This is a genomic window from Aminobacter sp. MDW-2, assembly GCF_014250155.1.
Taxonomy (GTDB): Bacteria; Pseudomonadota; Alphaproteobacteria; order Rhizobiales; family Rhizobiaceae; genus Aminobacter; species Aminobacter ciceronei.
This window is the reverse complement of sequence record NZ_CP060197.1, coordinates 2611612-2631818: the sequence shown is the minus strand read 5'-3', so window position 1 is coordinate 2631818 and position 20207 is coordinate 2611612. Positions and strand designations below refer to the sequence as shown.

Annotated in this window: 23 protein-coding genes; 11 read left to right on the top strand and 12 right to left on the bottom strand. The window is 64.0% G+C overall.

The annotated features are described in order from the left end of the window. Position 1: 1 nt before the first annotated feature. From H5P29_RS12855 to greA, 3 genes are all read right to left on the bottom strand, one after another. Positions 2-856: a glycosyltransferase family 25 protein gene (locus H5P29_RS12855; protein ID WP_185910350.1), complete on the bottom strand. Its 855-nt coding sequence runs from the start codon at positions 854-856 to the stop codon at positions 2-4. 295 nt (positions 857-1151) lie between these two features. Continuing rightward, entirely contained in the window at positions 1152-2237 is a 1086-nt protein-coding gene (locus tag H5P29_RS12850; RefSeq protein WP_371818634.1) for a glycosyltransferase family 4 protein, read from the bottom strand. A 43-nt stretch (positions 2238-2280) separates the two neighbouring features. Next, entirely contained in the window at positions 2281-2754 is a 474-nt protein-coding gene (gene greA / locus H5P29_RS12845; protein WP_115731214.1) for a transcription elongation factor GreA, read from the bottom strand. 281 nt (positions 2755-3035) lie between these two features. Between greA and H5P29_RS12840 the strand changes: the two genes are divergently transcribed. Next, positions 3036-4169 carry a PQQ-dependent sugar dehydrogenase gene (locus H5P29_RS12840; RefSeq protein ID WP_154384813.1) on the top strand — a complete coding sequence of 378 codons (1134 nt, stop codon included), beginning with the start codon at positions 3036-3038 and terminating at the stop codon, positions 4167-4169. Positions 4170-4291: 122 nt separating this feature from the next. Here the strand turns inward: H5P29_RS12840 and H5P29_RS32330 are convergent, their stop codons facing one another. The 5 genes from H5P29_RS32330 to H5P29_RS12815 all read right to left on the bottom strand — a co-directional run bounded on the left by H5P29_RS32330 (position 4292) and on the right by H5P29_RS12815 (position 7483). Next, complete coding sequence (locus H5P29_RS32330; RefSeq protein WP_210252515.1) at positions 4292-4582, bottom strand: hypothetical protein; 291 nt, start codon at positions 4580-4582, stop codon at positions 4292-4294. Between the two features lie 268 nt (positions 4583-4850). Beyond that, entirely contained in the window at positions 4851-5360 is a 510-nt protein-coding gene (gene msrA, locus H5P29_RS12830) for a peptide-methionine (S)-S-oxide reductase MsrA (RefSeq protein ID WP_067959640.1), read from the bottom strand. Continuing rightward, entirely contained in the window at positions 5357-5815 is a 459-nt protein-coding gene (gene msrB, locus H5P29_RS12825; protein ID WP_210252518.1) for a peptide-methionine (R)-S-oxide reductase MsrB, read from the bottom strand. The genes msrA and msrB overlap by 4 nt, the downstream gene beginning before the upstream one ends. A 70-nt stretch (positions 5816-5885) precedes the next feature. After that, entirely contained in the window at positions 5886-6785 is a 900-nt protein-coding gene (locus H5P29_RS12820; protein WP_154384811.1) for a LysR family transcriptional regulator, read from the bottom strand. Positions 6786-6943: 158 nt separating this feature from the next. Beyond that, positions 6944-7483 (bottom strand): tetratricopeptide repeat protein, encoded by a 540-nt coding sequence (locus H5P29_RS12815; protein WP_154384810.1) that lies wholly within the window; start codon positions 7481-7483, stop codon positions 6944-6946. A gap of 126 nt (positions 7484-7609) precedes the next feature. Here H5P29_RS12815 and H5P29_RS12810 point away from each other — a divergent pair, with 126 nt between their 5' ends. Beyond that, positions 7610-8041, top strand: a complete 432-nt coding sequence (locus H5P29_RS12810; RefSeq protein ID WP_154384809.1) for a hypothetical protein — start codon at positions 7610-7612, stop codon at positions 8039-8041. Positions 8042-8125: 84 nt separating this feature from the next. On the opposite strand, the gene H5P29_RS12805 is transcribed toward H5P29_RS12810, so the two are convergent. Then, positions 8126-8710 carry a tetratricopeptide repeat protein gene (locus tag H5P29_RS12805; RefSeq protein ID WP_067959626.1) on the bottom strand — a complete coding sequence of 195 codons (585 nt, stop codon included), beginning with the start codon at positions 8708-8710 and terminating at the stop codon, positions 8126-8128. Between the two features lie 60 nt (positions 8711-8770). Continuing rightward, complete coding sequence (locus tag H5P29_RS12800; protein ID WP_067959623.1) at positions 8771-9121, bottom strand: DMT family protein; 351 nt, start codon at positions 9119-9121, stop codon at positions 8771-8773. Positions 9122-9275: 154 nt separating this feature from the next. Between H5P29_RS12800 and H5P29_RS12795 the strand changes: the two genes are divergently transcribed. The 5 genes from H5P29_RS12795 (at position 9276) to H5P29_RS12775 (ending at position 14140) form a co-directional block, all read left to right on the top strand. Beyond that, positions 9276-9701, top strand: a complete 426-nt coding sequence (locus H5P29_RS12795) for a DUF3775 domain-containing protein (protein WP_185910348.1) — start codon at positions 9276-9278, stop codon at positions 9699-9701. A 502-nt stretch (positions 9702-10203) separates the two neighbouring features. Beyond that, on the top strand, positions 10204-10788 hold the full coding sequence (locus tag H5P29_RS32550; RefSeq protein ID WP_246670736.1) for an extensin family protein: 585 nt from the start codon (positions 10204-10206) through the stop codon (positions 10786-10788). A 112-nt stretch (positions 10789-10900) separates the two neighbouring features. Then, positions 10901-11902 carry an extensin family protein gene (locus tag H5P29_RS12785; RefSeq protein WP_067959617.1) on the top strand — a complete coding sequence of 334 codons (1002 nt, stop codon included), beginning with the start codon at positions 10901-10903 and terminating at the stop codon, positions 11900-11902. Positions 11903-12049: 147 nt separating this feature from the next. Then, positions 12050-12757 (top strand): LssY C-terminal domain-containing protein, encoded by a 708-nt coding sequence (locus H5P29_RS12780; RefSeq protein ID WP_154384806.1) that lies wholly within the window; start codon positions 12050-12052, stop codon positions 12755-12757. A 93-nt stretch (positions 12758-12850) separates the two neighbouring features. Next, the gene (locus tag H5P29_RS12775; RefSeq protein ID WP_154384805.1) at positions 12851-14140 is read left to right on the top strand and encodes a hemolysin family protein; all 1290 of its coding nucleotides are present in this window, start codon (positions 12851-12853) and stop codon (positions 14138-14140) included. 225 nt (positions 14141-14365) lie between these two features. Here H5P29_RS12775 and H5P29_RS12770 read toward each other — a convergent pair whose 3' ends face one another. Continuing rightward, positions 14366-14971: an NADPH-dependent FMN reductase gene (locus tag H5P29_RS12770; protein ID WP_154384804.1), complete on the bottom strand. Its 606-nt coding sequence runs from the start codon at positions 14969-14971 to the stop codon at positions 14366-14368. Between the two features lie 102 nt (positions 14972-15073). Here H5P29_RS12770 and H5P29_RS12765 point away from each other — a divergent pair, with 102 nt between their 5' ends. Continuing rightward, complete coding sequence (locus tag H5P29_RS12765) at positions 15074-15442, top strand: helix-turn-helix domain-containing protein (RefSeq protein WP_067959608.1); 369 nt, start codon at positions 15074-15076, stop codon at positions 15440-15442. A 194-nt stretch (positions 15443-15636) separates the two neighbouring features. Here the strand turns inward: H5P29_RS12765 and H5P29_RS12760 are convergent, their stop codons facing one another. Then, positions 15637-16029: an acyl-CoA thioesterase gene (locus H5P29_RS12760; RefSeq protein ID WP_154384803.1), complete on the bottom strand. Its 393-nt coding sequence runs from the start codon at positions 16027-16029 to the stop codon at positions 15637-15639. A gap of 181 nt (positions 16030-16210) precedes the next feature. On the opposite strand from H5P29_RS12760, the gene H5P29_RS12755 reads away from it, so the two are divergent. The 3 genes from H5P29_RS12755 (at position 16211) to H5P29_RS12745 (ending at position 20052) form a co-directional block, all read left to right on the top strand. Further along, positions 16211-17827: a GMC family oxidoreductase gene (locus H5P29_RS12755; protein WP_154384802.1), complete on the top strand. Its 1617-nt coding sequence runs from the start codon at positions 16211-16213 to the stop codon at positions 17825-17827. 88 nt (positions 17828-17915) lie between these two features. Continuing rightward, entirely contained in the window at positions 17916-19127 is a 1212-nt protein-coding gene (locus H5P29_RS12750; RefSeq protein ID WP_154384801.1) for a mandelate racemase/muconate lactonizing enzyme family protein, read from the top strand. Between the two features lie 7 nt (positions 19128-19134). Then, positions 19135-20052 carry an NAD(P)-dependent oxidoreductase gene (locus H5P29_RS12745; protein ID WP_185910347.1) on the top strand — a complete coding sequence of 306 codons (918 nt, stop codon included), beginning with the start codon at positions 19135-19137 and terminating at the stop codon, positions 20050-20052. The last annotated feature ends 155 nt before the right edge of the window (positions 20053-20207 follow it).

Genomic DNA, 20207 nt, shown 5'->3' with positions numbered 1-20207 from the left:
CTTACCCTGCGCGCTGCGTGTCAGATCGCACCGTCAATTCGATGGACACCTTCTTGAACACCGACTGCCTGGCAGTCGCCAGCAGCGCCATGCGGAAGGGACTCGCCAGCTGGCGCCCGACCCGCCAAAATTCATGCGTGAGCTTCGCGATCCCTCGCCGTCTTGCGGAACGAGAATCGCTGCGGTGAAACTGGCGCCGGTCCTGGGCAATCTGGCTCGTCAGCGAGCCGCCGACGGTAGCGTTCGGCGCCCACATGTCTTGAATGCAGGCCGCCGGCATCAGCTGCAGCACCACGAGTTCATCAAGGATGCCACGCTCCGGAGAATAAAGAATGACGTCGGCTGGTTCGCAGTGGCGCTCGGTATAGCCGAGCAGGCGGCGCGCGGCAGTCCTCGACACGAAGTAGCCTGCCGACCCCAGTTGCGCCGATTTCAGCCTGCGCAGTTCGTGTCCGGCAGGCTCGCCCCAGGTCTTGTGGGACAATTCGGCCCGGGCCAGATCCGTTTCAGCCCTGACCAGATCCACCCCCGCCGGAATCCAGCGGTCGGACTTCAGGAAGCTCGCGGCATCGGCGGAGAAATGGATGTCGTCTTCGGCGACGAAAGCCCAGTCGTCATCGCCTTCGGCCACCAGCGCCCACGCCTTGCGGTGGCTGAGCAGGCAGGCCACCTCGGCGGGCGACATCGAGTTGACGCCGGAGGACAGGCACCGCAGCCGCTCGAACTCCCGTTCGGGCAGCTGTTTGGCGTCGACCGCCGGCACACGGACTGTTGCAACGTCCATGCCGGCGACCTGCGCCATGAACCAATCGAGCCGGCCTGGCGACCGGTCGAGATTGATGAAATAGATTTTCAAAGCACGATCTCTACCATAGTCGTGCCCCCGACCCGCGGTTGCCATAAGGCAAGCGAGGGCGGGCAGCAAGCCGGGGGCGCATTGCGGTGCAATATAGAGCATCCTTGATCAAGAATTCAGCATTATTTCAGGCGCCCAAGTGTTTTTCCGCATTAATCGCCTTGTTGCAGCTTCCGGTGGAGAACCGGAAAGCAAAACTGACTTAATACGAGAAATTCAAAGCATTTAAGCGGGCGTTACATTAGAATCGGCGGAGAAACTCGGGCCAATGCGGCAAGCCGGCTCCAGGCCCCTGTCAGCCCTTCGCCCACACCTGGTCATAGATCTCGCGCAACCCGGCCGCCTCGTTTTCGAGCCGGAAGCGTGTGGAGACGTCTTCATGCCCGGCAGCGCCATGAGCCTCGGCAAGAGCCGGATCGGCGAGATATGGCCTGATCGCCTCGCGCAAGGCATTTCCGTCATTGGCGGCAACAAAATCGCCGGTCACGCCTCGCGTCACGATCTCCGAATAGGAGCCGGCGTCGCTGGCAACGACAGCCGTGCGCGATGCCATCGCCTCGAGCGGCGTCAGCCCGAAGCCTTCATTGCGCGACGGCGCGACATAGAGTGTGACGCGCCGGTACCACACGGCAACGTCGGGCACCTCGCCGAGCAGCAGGATCCGTTCCGACAAGCCGGCTGCCGCGATCCGCTGCCTTAGCTCGTCGCCGAAACCCTTGTGCTCCGCCGTGATGCGCCCGGTGATGACAGCCGTCCACTCGGGATAGTGCGGCAGCAACGCAATCATCGCATCGACGAACAGGTCGGTGCCCTTCGAATGCCTGACCCTGCCGAAGCAGCCGATGGCATATTTGCCGGGCAACCCCGCGGCTGCAAAGGCGTCGTCGGGCCCGCGCGGCGGGTGGAACTTTTCGAGGTCGACCCCGTGCATCACCACCTTGTGCGGCACCTCGAGGAAACGCCCTGACATCAGGCTGGTCGCGATCACGCCATCCATCTGGCGGATCAGCCATTTGGTGAAGGGCCTGTGGTCGCGCTGTGCCGCCGAGGTGAACACCAGCCTGATCTGCGCCCGAAAGAAGTGGCGCAGGACAAGCCCTGCCACCATCTCTGTGTTGCGCCTGGCGTGCCAGATGCGCGGCCGCCCGGTCTCAGGCCGCCTGAGCAGCCAAGGCAGTTGCCACCAGCGCATCTTGGGCAGGCTGTCGGGCAGACCAGGCCCGAACACGGCAATGCCGAGGTTGCGCGCCTGCACCGGCACCAGTTGCACGATGGTGCTGGTGACGCCGGAAAGCCGGTGCTTGAGATTGGGCGCGATCACTTCGGTGCGCGCCATGTCGACCGCGCCGGCGTTTTCGGCGCGGTTGCCTGCCTTGTTCATCGTGTCTGATCCGGCATCGCCACAGCCAATGCCACCTGTTGCCTCAGATGAACTGGACCTGGACGATCTCATAGCCGCGTGCGCCGCCCGGGGCGTTGACCTCGATGGCGTCGCCCACTTCCTTGCCGATCAGCGCGCGCGCTATGGGCGAAGAGATCGAGATGCGGCCCGACTTCACATCGGCTTCCTGGTCGCCGACGATCTGGTAGGTCTTTTCCTCTTCGGTATCCTCGTCGAGCAGCACGACGGTGGCGCCGAACTTGATCTTGTCGCCATTGAGCTTGCTGACGTCGATCACCTCGGCACGCGCGATCAGGTCCTCGAGTTCGTTGATGCGACCTTCGTTGAGGCTCTGCGCTTCCTTGGCCGAGTGATACTCGGCGTTTTCCGAAAGGTCGCCGTGCGAACGTGCCTCGGCAATGGCTTCGATGATGCGCGGACGCTCTTCCTGCTGGCGCCAGCGCAGTTCTTCCTTCAGCGCAGCGAAACCACCCGCAGTCATCGGAACCTTGTTCATAATCGACCTCTCCTGGCCTTTGCCGCGCGGCCTTATGCTGCCGCGAGGCACAAAAAAAGAAAACGGTCCGGCAGCCTCGGCTAACGGAACCGTCTCACCTCTATCTCCATTGAATATAGCAACCCTGTCGCAGAATTCACGTCAAAAAATGCGTTGGCCACCACTGACGTTGCAGCAGCGCAACCTGACGCTGCGCCCCCTCACCCGCTTGTGATTGAAGCTGTCGCGCTTTGATGCTCTGTAGCGGTTGCCGCAGCAGCCAACGCACCTATGTCGGATAGATGAGCATCAACACACCGCATTTCGTTTTCATCTTCGCATTGGCCGCCTCGCCGGCCTTCGCCCAGACCCAGAGCTTCAACACCGAAGCCGTCACCGTGCGCGCCGACGTCATTGCCGGAGGGCTCGATCATCCTTGGGGCCTCGATTTTCTGGCCGGCAACGAGGCAATCGTCACCGAGCGCTCGGGCCAGATCCGCATCCTGTCGCAGAACGGCTTGTCCGAACCCGTGTCGGGTGTGCCCGAGGTTGCCGCAAGCGGCCAGGGCGGCCTGCTCGACATTGCCGTCGCCCGCGATTTCGCAACGTCTGGCACGATCTTCGTCAGCTTCTCCGAGCCGGGACGCGGCGGCGCCGGCACAGCGCTTGCCCGGGCCAAGCTGGTCCGGGACGGAGCCAAGGCGCGGCTCGAAGATGTCAAGGTCATATTCTCGATGAACCGCAAGAGCGGCACCAGTCACCATTTCGGCTCGCGCATCGTCGTCAATGACGACGACACATTGTTCGTCACGACCGGCGACCGCGGCCAGGGCGATCGCGCCCAGGACATGCAGGACCATGCTGGCGCGGTCATCCGCATCAACACCGACGGCTCCATCCCCAAGGATAATCCCTCGCCCGACGGCAAGGCCATGGCAGCCGAAATCTGGTCGAAGGGCCACCGCAACCTGCAGGGAGCGACCTTCGATCCCGTTCTGGGCAGCCTCATCACTGTCGAGCATGGCGCCAAGGGCGGCGACGAGTTGAACCGCCCTCAGGCCGGCAAGAACTATGGCTGGCCAGTCATCACCTATGGCCGCGACTATTCCGGCGCCAAGATCGGCGTCGGCACCTCGGCCAAGGGCTACGAGCAGCCGCTCTATTACTGGGATCCGTCGATCGCGCCTTCAGGCCTCGCCAGCTACCAGGGCGACATGTTCCCGGAATGGAAGGGCGACCTGCTGATCGGCTCGCTGAAGTTCGAGCTTTTGAGCCGCCTCGACCGCGACGCAAAGGGCAACATCCTGGACGAGGAGCGCATTCTCGACGGCGCCTTCGGTCGCATCCGCGACGTCAACGTTGCGCCCGACGGCTCGATCTGGCTTCTGACCGACGAAGGCGACGGAATGGTCGTCAGGCTGTCGCGCGGCGACTAAAGCAATTCAAGGAAAAGTGTGCAGCGGTTTTCCGTCCGGAATTGCGGAAAACAAAGCGATAGAGAGATTCCGCGATTCGAAGAAAAGCGAAATCTCTCTAGCGCCCGCGTGGTTTCAATGCGTCAGGCGGTGGTCGGGCTGCTCATCGCCGAGATCAGCAGGTCGGCATCAATGTGAAAGTCGTTGAAGACGACCTTGCCGGCCGGATCGATGATAATGAACCACGGCGTGCCGCCGGTACGATAGTCCTGCATGACAGTCGGATAGTGTTCGCCCTCCGGCGGGACGTCGTGCCCGAACGGGATCATCAGCCTGTAGCGCGCCTGTTCGAGCTTCGGCTTGTCGTCGGTGTTGATGCTTGCACCCTCGAACACCGTCTGGATGGCGGCAAAACCGAACTTGTCGGCCGGCAATGCCTCGACCAGCCGCTTCAGCGTCGGAAATCCACGGGCATGGCATCCGGGACACCAGTGCTGGAAGCAGTAGAGTATCTTGCAGCCGTCGCCCAGGTCGGAAAGCAGCAGCGGCTGCCGGCGTCGATCCAGTTTCCGCCCCTGAGCTCAGGGGCGCGACGCCCCAGGAGTCCGAGTTCCATGGCATCCTCCTAGACACGCTAAACCGTTCCGGACGCCCGCGTCAGCAAGGCGTCCGGTTGCAGTTCTTTGCGGTGACGTCGTCAGATCAGGCGGCGCTCGACCGGCGCGGCAGCTTCCAGCCCGGGCGGACGAAGTGGCAGGTGTAGCCGTTGGGATAGCGCTCCAGATAGTCCTGGTGCTCGGGCTCGGCCTGCCAGAAGTCGCCGGCCGGCGCCAACTCGGTCACCACCTTGCCCGGCCACAGTCCGGAGGCATCGACGTCCTTGATCGTCTCCTCGGCAATCTCCTTCTGCGCCTCGGAGGTGTAGAAGATCGCCGAGCGATAGCTCGTACCGCGGTCGTTGCCCTGCCGGTCCTTCGTCGACGGGTCATGGATCTGGAAGAAGAACTCCAGCATGCTGCGGAAATCCGTCTTCGACGTATCGAACACGATCTCGATCGCCTCGGCGTGGCTGCCATGATTGCGATAGGTCGCGTTCTGGACGTCGCCGCCCGAATAGCCGACACGGGTGGAGACGACGCCGGGAAGCCGACGGATCAGGTCCTGCATGCCCCAGAAGCAGCCACCGGCCAGAATTGCAGTTTCGGTTGTCATGCAACGTCTCCCTTGTTCACGAATAGCTTCACATAGTGCCCGAGGCCTTCGCTTTCGAGCTCGTCGACCGGCACGAAGCGCAACGACGCCGAGTTGATACAATAGCGCAAGCCGCCAGCGTCGCGCGGGCCATCTGGAAAGACATGGCCGAGATGGCTGTCGCCATGCGTCGAGCGCACTTCGGTGCGCACCATGCCATAACTGCGGTCGCTGATCTCGACGACATTTTCGGCATCGACCGGCTTGGTGAAGCTCGGCCAGCCACTGCCGCTGTCGAACTTGTCGACGGAGGCGAACAACGGCTCGCCGGAAACCACGTCGACATAAAGGCCCGGCTCCTTTTTGTCCCAGTACTCACCGGTGAAGGGACGCTCGGTCCCATCCTTCTGGGTGACGCGATACTGCTCCAGCGACAGTGCCGAGACGGCGTCGGGATTCTTGTTGTAGGCCCTCATCATCTGCCCTCCATTTCGGTGATGAGGCAGAGATGGGTATCGGAGGGGTGCCTGCGCCAATGCATGTTGGCTATTGTTTCGATGCACCGGCTGAATGCGGCCAGCGATGCGAGCCGACCATCATGCGCAGATGGCGCAGTGCCGGCGCATTGCCCGATCCGCTGACCGAAACGAAGGACACCTGGCGCTCGAGATTCAGCCCCGATACCGGGCGCAGGGCCAGCCCCGGCACGATGGCGGAGAATTCGGGCAACAGGCAAATGCCGGCGCCATCGGCGACGGCCTGCTGCATCCAGTCCTCGCGTTCGGACTGAAGCCGAGGCTGCATCACCAGCTCGGCGTTCATGAAATAGTCGATTGCCTGGCTGCGAAAATCGCAGCCGAGCCGGTCGAGATAGCTTTCGACACCAATTTCCTCCGGCGGAACCATGTCGAACTTCGCCAGCCGATGGCTGCTCGCGCAAGCCAGCATCAGCCTCTCGCTGAACAGCTCGATCACCGACAGCTTCGGGTTGTCGGCGGGTTTGTCGGCGAGGAAGACGCCGTCCAGCGTGCCGGCCAGCAGCAGTCCCGACCCCATCTTCCCGTCGATTGGATGAAGCAGGATCTCCAGCATCGGCATCTCGCCGAGCGCGTGCGTGATGAACCGGCTGATTGGCGCCGGCGCCACCGAATGCGCAATCCCCAGATTGAGGCGCTCGCGCCGGCCCGAGATGCGACTGTTGACCGAAGCACGGATCCTGTCTTCGGCGCCGACGATGGCCGCGAACTCCTCACGGACATCGCTGCCGAGCGAAGTCAGCCGTGTGTCCTTGCCGTCCCGGTAGACCAGCGTGCCGCCAAGCTCATGCTCGAGCTTCTGGATCGCGCGCGTCAGTGTCGGCTGCGCGACACCGCACAATCGCGCCGCGTCGGTGAAGTTCAATGTTTCGGCAAGGGTCAGGAAGTAGCGGATCTGGGCGAGGTTCATGGCCCAACCCTAAGCAATTCCGGGAAAAATGTGCAGCGGCTTTCAGTCAGGAGTTGCGCAGAATGAAGGCCGCGCGACCTGCACTGCCGTCACCGCATTCGTGTCAAGGAAAAGGACCGGGCCAAGCCCGGTCCTTTGGATCATGTCATCGGCACAAATCAGCCGGCGCGCAGATAGGCGTCGATCTGCTCTTCCAGCATGCCGTATTCACGGCAACCCTTGCCACAGCGCTTTTCGATTTCCGACAGCTGCAGGCGGGCGGCCGCGACGTCGCCGAGCATCAGATGCGCCTCGCCCATATATTCGCGCACCAGCGTGTAGTCGGGGTTGTTGCGCAGTGCTTCCTGGTAGTAGCCGAGGCCGACGAGCACGCGGCCGGCCTTGCGGTGGGAATAGCCAAGATAATTGAGGATGCGCGGGTCGGTCTTGTCCTGGGCCAGCGTCAGAACCTTGATCGCCTCGTCATACTTGCCGTCCATGGCAAGCGCACGTCCGGCCGAATAGAGGCTGTCGTCGTCGATCATGCCGGCCTTGGGCGGTTCGCATTTCTTGGTCTTCTTGTTGTAGACTAGGCCATTGTCGCATTTCGGCTCGTCACCGCTGCTGCTTCCGCCACTGTCGGCCGAAAACACCGGCACTGCCAGCAAGGGCAGCGACACCATTGCACCTGCAAGCACTTTCACAAATCGGGTCTGCATCGCTACCTCCTAACATGCGCCCATCGACAGACTAACGCAGATCGAGCTGCTTTTCATCCCGCGCTGAAATCGCGTAGCGAACCGTTCATGCCCAGCTGCTAGCGTGGACGCGCGGAGGCTTGCGGCATGGACGAGATTGACGGCGACGGGCTGCTGCAGCACGACATACCAGCACCTGCCCTTCGCGTCGGCCTGGTCGCCATCGGTGCCTTCGTCGTCAGCATCGCCACCTGGGAGCTTTACCGTGGCGTCTGGCCGCTCAATGCCACGAGCCCGTTCTTCCTGTGCCTCATTCTCGGCGCCTGGTCCGTCGGCGTGCCGGCGATCTGGGGCGGCCTGACGGGGCCGGCGATCCATTGGACAGTCGGCTCCGGCCGCATCGAAATTGTCGAAGCGTTCAGTCAGGCCAGGCATCACCTCTTCGGGCCCGACCAGATCGAACGGTTCGAAACCCGGAAATGCCCTGCCATGGAAGGCGCCAGCAACTGGCGCGTCACCATGACCGCCCGCGACGCCACGCTTCGACACCCGCGACTTCGGCACCCGCAACACCGCTGACGCTTTTCGCGAACGCGTCGGGGGCCTGTTCAACAGTTGACCGCCGCAGCGGCGCCTGCGACGACCTCCGGCAGGCCACGCCTGTCAGCCCTTCAGATAACCGTCGATCTGCTCCCGCAGCAGCCCGTACTCGCGGCAGTCGATGCCGCAGCGCTTCTCGATCTCCGACAGCTGCTGCCTGGCACCGGCAACGTCGCCGAGCGTCAGATGCGCCTCGCCCATATATTCGCGTACCGGCATGTAGTCGGGATCGTCGAGGATCGCCTCCTGGTAATAGCCGATGCCGACGAGGATGCGCCCGGCCTTGCGGTGCGAATAGCCGAGATAGTTGAGGATGCGGGCGTCGGTCTTGTCGTGCGCCAGCGTCAGCACCTTGATCGCGTCGTCGTACCGGCCGTCCATGGCCAGCGCCCGCCCAGCCAGATAGAGGCTGTCGTCATCGATCATGCCGGCCTTGGGTGGCTCGCATTTCTTGGTTTTCTTGTTGTAGACGAGGCCGGTGCGGCATTTCACCGGGTCGCTGCCGCCGCCACTGCCGCTGCCGCCACCCGTTCCGCCGCCACCACCGCCTCCTCCACCCCCGCCTCCGTCGGCGGAGATCACGGGAACGGCAAACAGCGGCAGCGCCACCAGCGCGCCGGCCAGAAGCTTCAGATATTGGCTATGCATGGCCACCTCCACCGATGCGTCCCCCGTCGAGGCAAACGCATCGGCTGAGCTCTTTCGTCCTCAGCCGCGGAAAATTAGTGCTGCCCCGCCGGCGATCAGCGCGAAACCCATGGCGTGGTTCCAGGTGAGGCCTTCCTTGAGGTAGAAGACCGAGAAGATGACGAAGACGCTGAGTGTAATCACCTCCTGCATCGTCTTCAGTTCCGCCGCCGTATAGACCTCGTGGCCGATGCGGTTGGCCGGCACCGCCAGCCAGTATTCGAAGAAGGCGATCAGCCAGGAGAAAATCACCGCCGCATAGAGCGGGGCCGCCTTGAACTTCAGGTGCCCGTACCAGGCGAAGGTCATGAACACGTTGGACGCAATCAGCATCAGCACAGGAAGAACCTTGGGCGAAAGCAGAAAAGCCATGGGGAATACCGCCTGGAGGGGGGAGGAAGGCGCGCTATATCCGCCTCTCCTAAAGTCATGTCAACCACGGCAACCCCGCCGCGAATATCGAGGCAGTGACGTCGCCGCCAAATGCGCTATCATCAGCCGGGGGGAAGGCAACAGGAGCACGCTCGTGCAGCAGCGGCGCGAAAAAGAGTGGGACCTGACCATTGGCCCGGACACCGTCCGGCTGTTCATCCTCAAAGCCAAGGCGATCAGCGCCGGCGTCAACGAAGACTATGAAGACGGCGCCGAGCACGAGGTCGAATATGACGGCGACACCCACGACAACCATCGCCATGATGGCCTCGCCGAGGAAGAGGCGGAAAACCTCACCGAAAAAGAGCTATGCGGGCTGATCGCCGACCTCAATGTCGACCAGGCTGCCGAACTGGTGGCGCTCGCCTGGGTCGGGCGCGGCGACTACGACGCCGCCGAATGGGCGGACGCGGTCGCCGAGGCACGGCAGCGCGGCAATCGTCGTACCGCCAAATACCTGCTCGGCATGCCGATGCTGGGCGACTGGCTCGAGGAAGGCCTCGAGGCCCTGGGCGCCTGAAGCATCGCTCGACACTTCCGCCAGATGACAACGCCGTCACCGAATTTGATCGCGCGGCAGCGTCCCCTCGGCAACCGCGAACGATCGACAACGTTGAGCGGCGATGCACACAGCCAAATCCCGCCTGCTTTCCCTGATCCTTGTCCTGCCGCTGGCGGCCTTCGCAGCGCCCCCGCACGGCTTTGCCGAAGCCAGCAAGGTCGAAGCAAGCAAGACGTCACTACCCAATCGAGCTCCGGTGCCACAGGCCGCACCCGTGCAGGCCATGCCCAAACCGCCCCCGGCTGCGTCGACACAAGCCGGGCAGGCTTTGGTTCCCACACCCGAGCCGCGTCCCGACGTTCCCGACCAGCGGCGAGCCCGAGAAATGTTCGGCCCGCCAATTCCTGAAGCGATGTCGAAGGCTGAAGCAATACCAACAACCGTCCCCATTCCGTCCTCGCGCCCGGATCGCCCCGAAGCACCACGTGGGCGAGAGACGTTTGGTCCGCCGGCGCCAAAGATGCTGCCCGACAAGCGTTCCTACGTCGCGCGGCCGGCAACGATGCCGATCGAGGAGACCGCCTGCCGCACGCGCCTGAAGGTGCTCGGCGCCGAGTTCGAGGAACAGGCGCCGCAAAGCGACGCCGACGGTTGCGTCCTGCCCTTTCCGCTCAAGCTGAAGCGTCTCTCGCGGTCCATCGACATCGAGCCCGACGCGATCATCAACTGTGCCACCGCCGAGACCTCCGCCCGCTTCGCCACGGAAGTCATCGCCCCTGCCGCGAGAACCGAGCTCGGCGAGGAACTGACCGTCGTCGGGCAGGCTTCGGCCTATGTCTGTCGGCCGCGCAACGGCACCCGCAAACTGTCCGAGCATGCCTTCGGCAACGCCCTCGACATTGCCCGTTTTACCCTGACCGGTGGCACGTCGGTCGAGGTCGAGCCGGCGCCGCCGGAGAAGAATGCCAAGTTCCTTGATGCTATACGCAAGGCGGCCTGCGGGCCGTTCAAGACGGTGCTCGGTCCAGGCAGCGACGCCGACCACGCCCGGCACCTGCATATCGACCTCGCCCCGCGCAAGAATGGCGGCACATTCTGCCAGTAGGCCTGCCCCGCCACCCACGCCGCAATTCTGCCCCAGCCGTAAACGCTGCCGCTGATCTTTCTTTTACCCTTGGCGGCTAGGCTTATTCCCTCAAGGGGACAGGAGCCTTCGCATGGCCGCAGATTCGCGCGCCACCATCCCGGTCGGATCGCCGCGAGCCGCGCGCCAGCGCGCGCTGCTGCTCGCCACGACCCTTGTCGCCGTCGGCCTCGCCCTCAGCTCATGCACATCGGGCGATGTGTTCGCGCTCCAGCCCGCCGTCGATGTCGGCTCCCAGACAGCGTCGCTCGGCCCCGTACAGGCCGCTCCTGTCATTGTCGAGCCGCAGTCCGATCCGGCGCTTGTCGCGCAGGCGGCGCCCATGATCGAGCCGACGCTCGACGCACAGGCCGCGCAGTTCGAGCAGATCCAGCCTGAAGCGCCACAGCCTGTGCAGACCGCCGCGCTCGCGCCTGCCCAGGGGCGCGGCATGCAGACGCTGGTGCCGTCCAACCCCTATATGGTCGCCTATCCCAAGCTCGACGATCCCTCCAACGAGCCACAAAGTGCGCCGATACGGCCTGCCGTCATGCCGGCCGACGAGGTTGACTGCCGCAGCGACCTGAAGAAACTCGACGTCACCTACCGCGACCTTCCGCCGATCCGCGACGGCGCCGCCTGCGGTATCGACTACCCGGTCAAGGTGTCGGCCATCGGCTCGGTGCAGATGAAGCCGGCAGCCGTCGTCACCTGCCAGATGGCGGCCAGTTTCGCCGCCTGGACCAAGCGCGACCTCGTCCCCTCCGCCCGGCTGCGCTATTTCTCCGGCGTCAAGACCATCCACCAGGGCTCGAGCTATTCCTGCCGCAAGATCGCCGGCACCCGCACCCTGTCAGAACATGGCAAGGGCAATGCGTTGGACATCATGCGCATCGAGCTGAACAGCGGCCGAGACATCGACGTCGAAAAGCCCGGCCTGTTCGCCTTCCGCACCCGCGGCTTCCTCAACACCATTCGCGCCGACGGCTGCAGCTATTTCAACACCGTGCTTGGCCCCGGCTACAATTACGACCACCGCAACCATTTCCACTTCGACATCAAGCAGCGCCGCAACGGGTACCGCGCCTGCCGCTAGCGTTTGCGCGCCACGTGTCATGAAGCCAGGCAAGATGCGCTTTACAAAAGACATCTCTAATACTTAATCTGCCGATGCAACCCATGATTTGTCCCGAGTTCAATGTCGCGCCACTGCTTTGGCTCGACCCATCGGCAGCGGGGTTTGATGCTACGGGGAAAACTGCACCGACAGGCGACCCTTTGGTTCATTGCGCTCTGCGTGAGCTATCTCGCGCTCGCCTATTTCGCGGCTCCTGAATTCTGGTCGCTCCGTTTCCTGCGCGACGGCCCCCGGCCTGAATCGCTGCTCACCACGACGGAACAAGGCATCCCGGGTGACCCGATCAATATCGGCCTCGTCGGCAGCGAGCTGGACGTGACCGCCGCGTTTGCCGCCGCCGGCTGGGACCGCGCCGACAAACTGTCGGTGAAATCAGCGCTGGAAATCGGCGAAAGCGTGCTGCTCGACCGGCCTTATGTCGACGCGCCCGTCAGCACGCTCTTGTTCAACGGCCGGCGCCAGGATCTCGCATTCGAAAAGCCTGTCGGCAAAAGCGCCGACGTCCGCCACCATGTTCGGCTGTGGCTGACCTTCACGCCCGGTGCCGACGGGCGCCCGACCTGGTACGGTGCGGCGAGCTTCGATCGCGGCATAGGCGTCAGCCACGACACCGGCGCCGTCACCCATCACATCGGACCCGACATCGATGCCGAGCGCGATTCGCTGATCGGCGATCTGACATCGGCCGGACGCATCATCGAGGTCAAGACGATGTCAGGCATCGGCCTGACCAAGGCCGGCCGCAATGGCGAGGGTGACCCCTATTACACCGACGGAAAGATGCTGATGGCAGTTCTGGTGCCTGACAGATAGCCCCAGCCTCGACCCGCTCTTGTGCCGCTGGGGAAGAGTATTTTTGCTGCCGTCTTTTCGAAAGGCCTTAAGCAATGCTATGCAGCGAGCATCATGTTATACGCTGAAATCGCTATCGTGGTCGTCCTCATCTGTGTGAACGGCCTTCTGGCAATGTCCGAACTTGCCATCGTTTCTTCCCGTCCAGCCCGCCTCAAGGCGATGATCGACCGCAACGTCAAGGGCGCCGGCCGCGCGCTCGAACTCGGTGCCAACCCCGGCAAGTTCCTGTCGTCGGTGCAGATCGGCATTACTCTCGTCGGCGTTCTCTCCGGCGCCTTCTCGGGCGCCACGCTCGGCGAACGCCTGAGCGGATTTCTCGCCGCCAACGGCATGAGCGCCGGCGCCTCCAACGCACTTGGGGTCGGCATCGTCGTTGCCATCATCACCTATGCCTCGCTGATCATCGGTGAACTCGTGCCCAAGCAGATCGCCCTGCGCGATCCCGAGGGCGTCGCCTCCCGCGTCGCCCCAGCCATGTCGACGCTCGCCAAGGTCGCGCTGCCGCTAGTCTGGCTGCTCGACATTTCCGGCCGCTCGGTGCTCTGGCTGCTCGGCCAGCGCGGTGAGAGTGAGGAAAAAGTCACCGACGAAGAGATCAAGATGCTGGTCGCCGAGGCCGAGCACCACGGCACCATCGAATCCGACGAACGGCGCATGATCGCCGGCGTCATGCGCTTGGGCGACCGCGCCGTGCGCGCCGTCATGACCCCGCGCACCGAAGTCGACTGGATCAATCTGCAGGCCGACGAGGCCGCCACCCGCAAACTTTTGATGGAAACGCAGCACTCGCGCCTGCCCGCCGGCGAAGGCTCGGTCGACGCCATGGTCGGCGTAATCCAGACCCGCGAACTGCTCGCCGCGCTGCTTGCCGGCCGCAGCTTCGACCCACGTAAGCATGTCCGCACCGCCCCGATCGTCCACGATCAGGCCGACGCGCTCGACGTGCTCGCCACCCTCAAGCAGTCCGAAGTGCCGATGGCGCTGGTCCACGACGAATACGGCCATTTCGAAGGCGTCGTCTCGCCCGCCGACATTCTCGAGGCCATCACCGGCGTGTTCCGCTCCGACCTCGACGAGGACGACGTCGACAATGCCGTCCAGCGCGAGGACGGCTCCTGGCTGCTCGCCGGCTACATGCAGGCCGACGAGATGGCCGACCAGCTCGGCATCGACCTGCCGGAGAACCGCGACTACGAAACCGTCGCCGGCTACGTCCTGTCGCATATGCATCACCTGCCCGCGACCGGCGAATGCGTCGACGCGCAGGGCTGGCGCTTCGAGGTCGTCGACCTCGACGGCCGCCGCATCGACAAGGTGCTGGCGTCGAAGCTGCCCGGCTGACACAGCGACCGGGTTGGTGCTGGCCCGGATACACCGGGCCGCTGAGCCACTGCAGCTCGCGTTGCGAGGCTTGGTGATGGTCTTGGGCCGACGTTTTGCCGTCATGGTTTTGGACCGTGTCTGACTCTTGGCTGTCACGGCATGGCAGGTGCCCCAAAGGCACAACGAAAAAGGGCGGCACAAGGCCGCCCCAGACTCCCTTGGGAGGAAAAGGTCCGAAGCTGCTCAGGCAGCCTTGGCTTCTTCAGCAAGAACGTCGGCCTCGCGCGCGACCTTCAGCGCCTTGGCCCACCAGGCGATCTCGGAGACCAGCCCGTTCGCCGACTGGTTGAGGTGCTCGAAGTCGGAGAGTTGCTTCTCGCCCTGGCGCACAGCAAGGAAGTCCGCCCAGACGATGTGCACGGCGGCCTTCGTCGGCGCCATCTGCAGTTCCACCGCATGCATGCGCAGCTGCTCGACGGCCCGCGCCCCGCCGACACCGCCATAACCGACGAAACCGGCCGGCTTCTTGTTCCATTCGGTGGCCGCATAATCGAGCGCGTTCTTCAGCACCGCGGTGGGACCGTGATTGTATTCGGCGGCGGTGAAGATATAGCCATCGAACTCGGCCACCTTCTTCTGCCAGCGCTGGGCAACCTCGTTCTGCGACGGCACCCAGGCGGACGAGGCGACCTCGTCGAAAAAGGGCAGCGGGAAATCCCGGAGGTCAACGATTTCGACCTCGATATCGGCGTGGGATTTTGCGATCCTGGCAATCCACTCCACCGGCGTGTCGGCGAAGCGTGCGGCGCGCGTCGAGCCGACGACGATGGCGATCTTGGGTTTGGACATGGTAGGAACCTTTCGGGCGTGAGTATCTGGACGACACTGGTAACAAATGGATACCTACGCTATATAGGTGACTGAAAATCAACCGCACAAGGAGGCACTTTTTTGATACCAAGGCACCCGCACCGCACCGAGGATTGCCGCGCCGTCAGCGATATCCTGCAGCGCGTCGGCGACAAATGGACGGTGCTCGTCGTCGGCAAGCTCGGCGACGGTCCGATGCGCTTCAACGAGTTGCGCCACGCTGTCGGTGGTATTTCGCAGAAGATGCTGACCACCACCCTGCGCGGCCTGGAGCGCGACGGCTTCGTCACCCGCACCGTCTTCCCGACAATCCCGCCGCGCGTCGACTACGAGCTCACCGACCTTGGCCGCGAACTGCTGGTGCCGGTGTTCGCGCTCGGCGAGTGGGCGAGGCTCAACCAGGCCCGTGTCGCCGAGGCACGGATGAAGTTCGATACGACGGTGGAGTGACGCGCGCGGCGGCATCTTCGCTGCGCCCTTTGAGAGCTCGCCGCGCACGCCGCGCCAAAATCACATAAGCCCTGCCGGCTCACACCTCAGGATGAGAACCGTGGCAGCGCCGGACATTAGAGCCAGCGCATTGCATCTATGGGCAGGTGAAGTGCTGACACCGCCGACGCACTCAAGCCTTGAGGGACGCGCGCCTACTCCGCCGGCACCGGCTTCGGCTTGCCCTGCCCGTCCAGCGCTACCATGATGAAATCGGCGTCGGTCACCTTTTCCATCAGGTCGGAGAGATAACGCTGCGCCCAGGCCTCGACCTTGAGCGTCATCGAGGTGCGGCCGACACGCTCGACATGGGTGTAGATGCACAATGTGTCGCCGATCTTCATCGGCTTGGCGAAGGCCATTTCCTTGACCGCCGCTGTCACCACGCGACCGCGCGCGCGCTCGGCGGCGCGAATTCCGCAGGCAAGGTCCATCTGCGCCATGACCCAGCCGCCGAAGATGTCGCCGGCTGCATTCGCGTCGGCTGGCATCGCCAGCGTCCGCAGCGTGAGCTCGCCCGTCGGCTGGCCATCGGCATACTGAACCATCGTCTTTTCCCTCAGAATTTCCTCTGACCACCCGTATCGTCGTGGCAGCAGCCGCGTCAACGACGCATCTCTTGCATCGCCCGGTCGTATTTTTCACAGGCCATGCCGTAAGCGACGCCGAAGCCTGCGACTGAGGCGATAGTCTGACCGCATCGTGGAATATCGACGGGCCGCCGACAGCATGCAGACGTTCGATTTCATTGTAGTGGGCTCGGGCTCCGCCGGTTCAGTGGTGGCCGAGCGGCTGTCGGCGAGCGGGCGCTTCTCGGTGCTGGTGCTCGAGGCTGGCGGCACCGACCGCCGTTTCTTCGTCCAGATGCCGCTAGGCTACGGCAAAACCTTCTTCGACCCCAAGGTGAACTGGAATTACGCCGCCGAAGCCGACCCCGGCCTTGCCGGCAACCGGGATCACTGGCCACGTGGAAAAATCCTCGGCGGGTCGAGCTCGATCAACGCCATGGTCTGGATCCGCGGTGCTGCCGAAGACTTCGACGCCTGGCGCGAGGCCGGCAATCCGGGCTGGGGTTTTGACGACCTCCTGCCAGCCTTCAGGGCGATCGAAGACAACCAGGCAGGCGGCACCGACCTGCGGGGCATTGGCGGTCCGATCCACGTCACCGACAACAGGAAGAACGTCCATCCGCTGACCCATCGCTTCCTGTCTGCCGCGCAAGCGGCCGGCCTGCCCTTGAATCAGGACTTCAACGGCGCGGCCCAAGAGGGCGTCGGTGTTTATCAAATCACCACCAAAGGCGGCCGCCGCATGTCGGCGGCGCGCGGCTTCCTGCGCCCGGCGATGAAGCGCGCCAACGTCACCGTCGAGACAGATGCACTGGTCACTAAGGTGCTGTTCGAGGGCAAGCGCGCCTGCGGCGTCGAATATCTGCAGAACGGTGCCAAGCAGACGGCCCGCGCCGGGCGCGAAGTGATCCTGTCGGGTGGTTCTGTCAACACGCCGCAGTTGCTGCAGCTCTCCGGCATCGGCCCAGCAGCCCTGCTCACCGATCTCGGCATCGATGTGCTGCACGCAAACGAACATGTCGGTCGAAACCTGCAGGACCACCAGGGCATCAACTACACCTGGAAGGCCAAGGTGCCGACCCTCAACCAGCTGTTACGCCCGTGGTGGGGCAAGGCACTGGCGGGCTTGCAGTATCTTCTGCTGCGCTCGGGCCCGCTGTCGATGAGCATGAACCAGGGCGGCGGCTTCTTCCGCACCGACTTGAGCCGCGCCCGCCCCAACATGCAACTCTATTTCCAGGTCTTTTCCACCGTGCTGCCCAAGGCCGGCGAGCGCCCGATCCTGACGCCCGACCCCTTCCCCGGCTTTTCCATCGGCCTGTCCAATTGCCGCCCGTCGAGCCGCGGCGAGATCATGATCCGCTCAGCCGATCCGACCGTGCAGCCGCGCATCACCGTCAACGCCTATTCGACCAACAGCGACGTCGCCGAGATGCTCGACGCGGTCAAATTCCTGCGCCGCATCGCTGCGCAATCGCCCATCGCGGACGTCATCGCAGAAGAGGTTTTGCCAGGCCCGTCAATCACTTCCGACGCCGACCTGATTCAGGATTTCCGCAAGCGCTCGGGCACCGTCTATCACCCGGTGTCGACCTGCCGCATGGGCCCGGATCCGACGAGCTCGGTTGTCGATCCCCGGCTGCGCGTCCACGGCCTCACCGGGCTTCGCGTCATCGACGCCTCGATCTTCCCCGACAACATCACCGGCAACACCAACGCCGCCTCGATCATGACTGGCTGGAAGGGCGCGCAGCTGGTGCTGGAGGATGCGGGGTGAGCAGTTTCCGATGTTGGCGCAGCCGCTCATCCTTACCCTGAGGGCTACGCCAAAAATCGACGATTTCACGCGACCGGGAGGACCATCGATGAAGATCACCGACGTCAAGACCTTCGTGGTCAACAACCCGCCGCCCGGCATCGGCGGCAAGTATTTCATCTTCGTCAAGCTCACCACCGACGGCGGCGTCGTTGGTTATGGCGAGGCCTACAACGCCACCTTCTCCGCCCATGTCACCGCGCGAATGATCGAGGACATGGCCGAGCGCTACCTCGTGGGACAGGACCCGCACGACATCGAAAACCTGTTCCGCCGCTGCTATTCCTCCGGCTTCACCCAGCGCCCCGACGTCTCGGCCATGGGCTGCTTTTCGGCGCTGGAAATGGCCTGCTGGGACATCGTCGGCAAGGAGGCCGGCAAGCCCGTCTACAAGCTGCTCGGCGGTCAGGTGCACGAGACGCTGCGCTCCTATACCTATCTCTATCCACACACCGGCAGCGTCCATACCGAGGACGTTGCTCCCAAGAACGTCTACAACGACCCCGACATGGCAGCCGAATGCGCAGCTCTCTATGTCGACCAGGGCTTCGACGCCGTGAAGCTCGATCCGGCCGGTCCTTGGACCGCTTATGACGGCCACCAGCCCCGCCTCATCGACATCGACCTGTCGGTGCGCATGCTGAAGGCCATCCGCGAGGCCGTCGGCACCCGTGCCGACATATTGTTCGGCACGCATGGCCAGTTCACCGCCTCAGGCGCCCTGCGCATGGCTCGCGCCATCGAGCCCTACGATCCCTTGTGGTTCGAAGAGCCGGTGCCGCCCGACATGCCGGAAGTGATGGCCCAGGTCGCGCGCGGCACATCGATCCCGATCGCGACAGGCGAGCGGCTGACAACAAAATTCGAGTTCGCCCGCGTCATCGAAAACCGCGCCGCCACCATCCTGCAGCCCGATCTCGGCCGCTCCGGCGGCATTCTCGAGACCAAGAAGATCGCCGCCATGGCCGAGGCCTACCACATCCAGATCGCACCCCACTGCTATTGCGGCCCGATCGTCGGTGCAGCCAACATCCAGCTCGCCGTCACTCTACCCAATTTCCTCATCCTCGAATCGCTCAAGCAATGGGACGGCTTCCACGCCAAGCTGCTGAAAAAGAAGATCGAATGGCAGGACGGCCATGTCATCCCGTCGAAAGAGCCCGGCCTCGGCGTCGAGCTCGACGAGGCGGTGTGCGAGGCCAATCCTTATGACGGTCCCCACCTGCACCTGCAGATGGTGCAGACCCCGCTGATGCCGTGAGGCGCGCGTGACCCAGTCCCTCGCCTACGCCTTCATCGGCCTTGGCCATCTCGGCGCCAATCTCGCGGCATGCCTTGTGCGCGGCGGCTTCGAGGTCGTCGTCTACGACCGCAACCCCGAAACCGTCGAGCACCTCGTTGCGCAGGGCGCCGCCGCTGCAAAAAGCCCTGCGGACGCGGCCGCCCGCGCCGGCAATGCCATCACCTGCCTGCCCTCGCCCAGGGTTAGCGAGGCGGTGCTGGTCGGCCCCGACGGGCTGCTGTCAGGCCTGCCCAAGGGCGGCACCTGGATCGAGATGTCGACAAACGGCCGCGACGAGATCCTGCGCCTTGCCGACCTCGCAACTGAGGCCGGCGTCTATACGCTGGAATGCCCCGTCACTGGCGGCGTGCATCTCGCCGCCGAGGGCAAGATCACTGCACTTGTCGGCGGCGACGCGGCGCTCTACGAGCGCCACCGAGCTGCAATTGAGGCGATGTGCGCCCGCGCCTTCCTGATGGGGCCGATCGGCTCGGCGGCAGTGATCAAGGTCATCACCAACATGCTCGCCTTCATCCATCTCGTCGCCGCCGGCGAGGCGCTGATGCTGGCCAGGAAGGGCGGCCTCGACCTCGCCCAAGCCTACCACGCCATCGTGGCCTCCTCGGGCAACAGCTTCGTCCACGAGACCGAGAGCCAGTTGGTGCTCAACGGCTCCTATGACATTGGCTTCACCATGGACCTTGCCCTCAAGGACTTAGGCTTTGCGCTCGCCATGGCGCAGGAGGGCGGCGTCCCGCTCGACCTCGCCGCCCGCGTCAACACCATCTTCCAGCAGGGCAAGGTGGCTTATGGCGGCGACGCCTGGTCGACGATGATCGTCAAACTCCTGGAGGACGCGACTGCCACCGACCTGCGCGCGCCCGGCTTTCCGGCGAAGCTGTGAGGCTGACGTCTCTAAACCCTTCCCCTTGTGGGCAGGGTCGGCGCGTAGCGCCGGGGTGGGGTAGTCGAAAGCTCTGAGCCCAGCCAGCCTCCCTTCCGCCTCGCGGATCGGCCTCCCACAGGGGCGGGCAAACGCGTCTGGCACCACCCCTTCTC

Excerpts from the sequence above, each read along its gene's own strand:
- msrA (WP_067959640.1), bottom strand. The coding sequence starts at position 5,360 with ATGACAACCGAAACTGCAATTCTGGCCGGTGGCTGCTTCTGGGGCATG.
- H5P29_RS12780 (WP_154384806.1), top strand. The coding sequence starts at position 12,050 with ATGCTACGGGGAAAACTGCACCGACAGGCGACCCTTTGGTTCATTGCG.
- H5P29_RS12775 (WP_154384805.1), top strand. The coding sequence starts at position 12,851 with ATGTTATACGCTGAAATCGCTATCGTGGTCGTCCTCATCTGTGTGAAC.
- msrB (WP_210252518.1), bottom strand. The coding sequence starts at position 5,815 with ATGAGGGCCTACAACAAGAATCCCGACGCCGTCTCGGCACTGTCGCTG.
- H5P29_RS12770 (WP_154384804.1), bottom strand. The coding sequence starts at position 14,971 with ATGTCCAAACCCAAGATCGCCATCGTCGTCGGCTCGACGCGCGCCGCA.
- H5P29_RS12760 (WP_154384803.1), bottom strand. The coding sequence starts at position 16,029 with ATGGTTCAGTATGCCGATGGCCAGCCGACGGGCGAGCTCACGCTGCGG.
- H5P29_RS32550 (WP_246670736.1), top strand. The coding sequence starts at position 10,204 with ATGCTGCCCGACAAGCGTTCCTACGTCGCGCGGCCGGCAACGATGCCG.
- H5P29_RS12820 (WP_154384811.1), bottom strand. The coding sequence starts at position 6,785 with ATGAACCTCGCCCAGATCCGCTACTTCCTGACCCTTGCCGAAACATTG.
- H5P29_RS12805 (WP_067959626.1), bottom strand. The coding sequence starts at position 8,710 with ATGCATAGCCAATATCTGAAGCTTCTGGCCGGCGCGCTGGTGGCGCTG.
- H5P29_RS12785 (WP_067959617.1), top strand. The coding sequence starts at position 10,901 with ATGGCCGCAGATTCGCGCGCCACCATCCCGGTCGGATCGCCGCGAGCC.
- H5P29_RS12840 (WP_154384813.1), top strand. The coding sequence starts at position 3,036 with ATGAGCATCAACACACCGCATTTCGTTTTCATCTTCGCATTGGCCGCC.
- H5P29_RS12850 (WP_371818634.1), bottom strand. The coding sequence starts at position 2,237 with ATGAACAAGGCAGGCAACCGCGCCGAAAACGCCGGCGCGGTCGACATG.
- H5P29_RS12800 (WP_067959623.1), bottom strand. The coding sequence starts at position 9,121 with ATGGCTTTTCTGCTTTCGCCCAAGGTTCTTCCTGTGCTGATGCTGATT.
- H5P29_RS12815 (WP_154384810.1), bottom strand. The coding sequence starts at position 7,483 with ATGCAGACCCGATTTGTGAAAGTGCTTGCAGGTGCAATGGTGTCGCTG.
- H5P29_RS12750 (WP_154384801.1), top strand. The coding sequence starts at position 17,916 with ATGAAGATCACCGACGTCAAGACCTTCGTGGTCAACAACCCGCCGCCC.
- greA (WP_115731214.1), bottom strand. The coding sequence starts at position 2,754 with ATGAACAAGGTTCCGATGACTGCGGGTGGTTTCGCTGCGCTGAAGGAA.
- H5P29_RS12755 (WP_154384802.1), top strand. The coding sequence starts at position 16,211 with ATGCAGACGTTCGATTTCATTGTAGTGGGCTCGGGCTCCGCCGGTTCA.
- H5P29_RS12810 (WP_154384809.1), top strand. The coding sequence starts at position 7,610 with ATGGACGAGATTGACGGCGACGGGCTGCTGCAGCACGACATACCAGCA.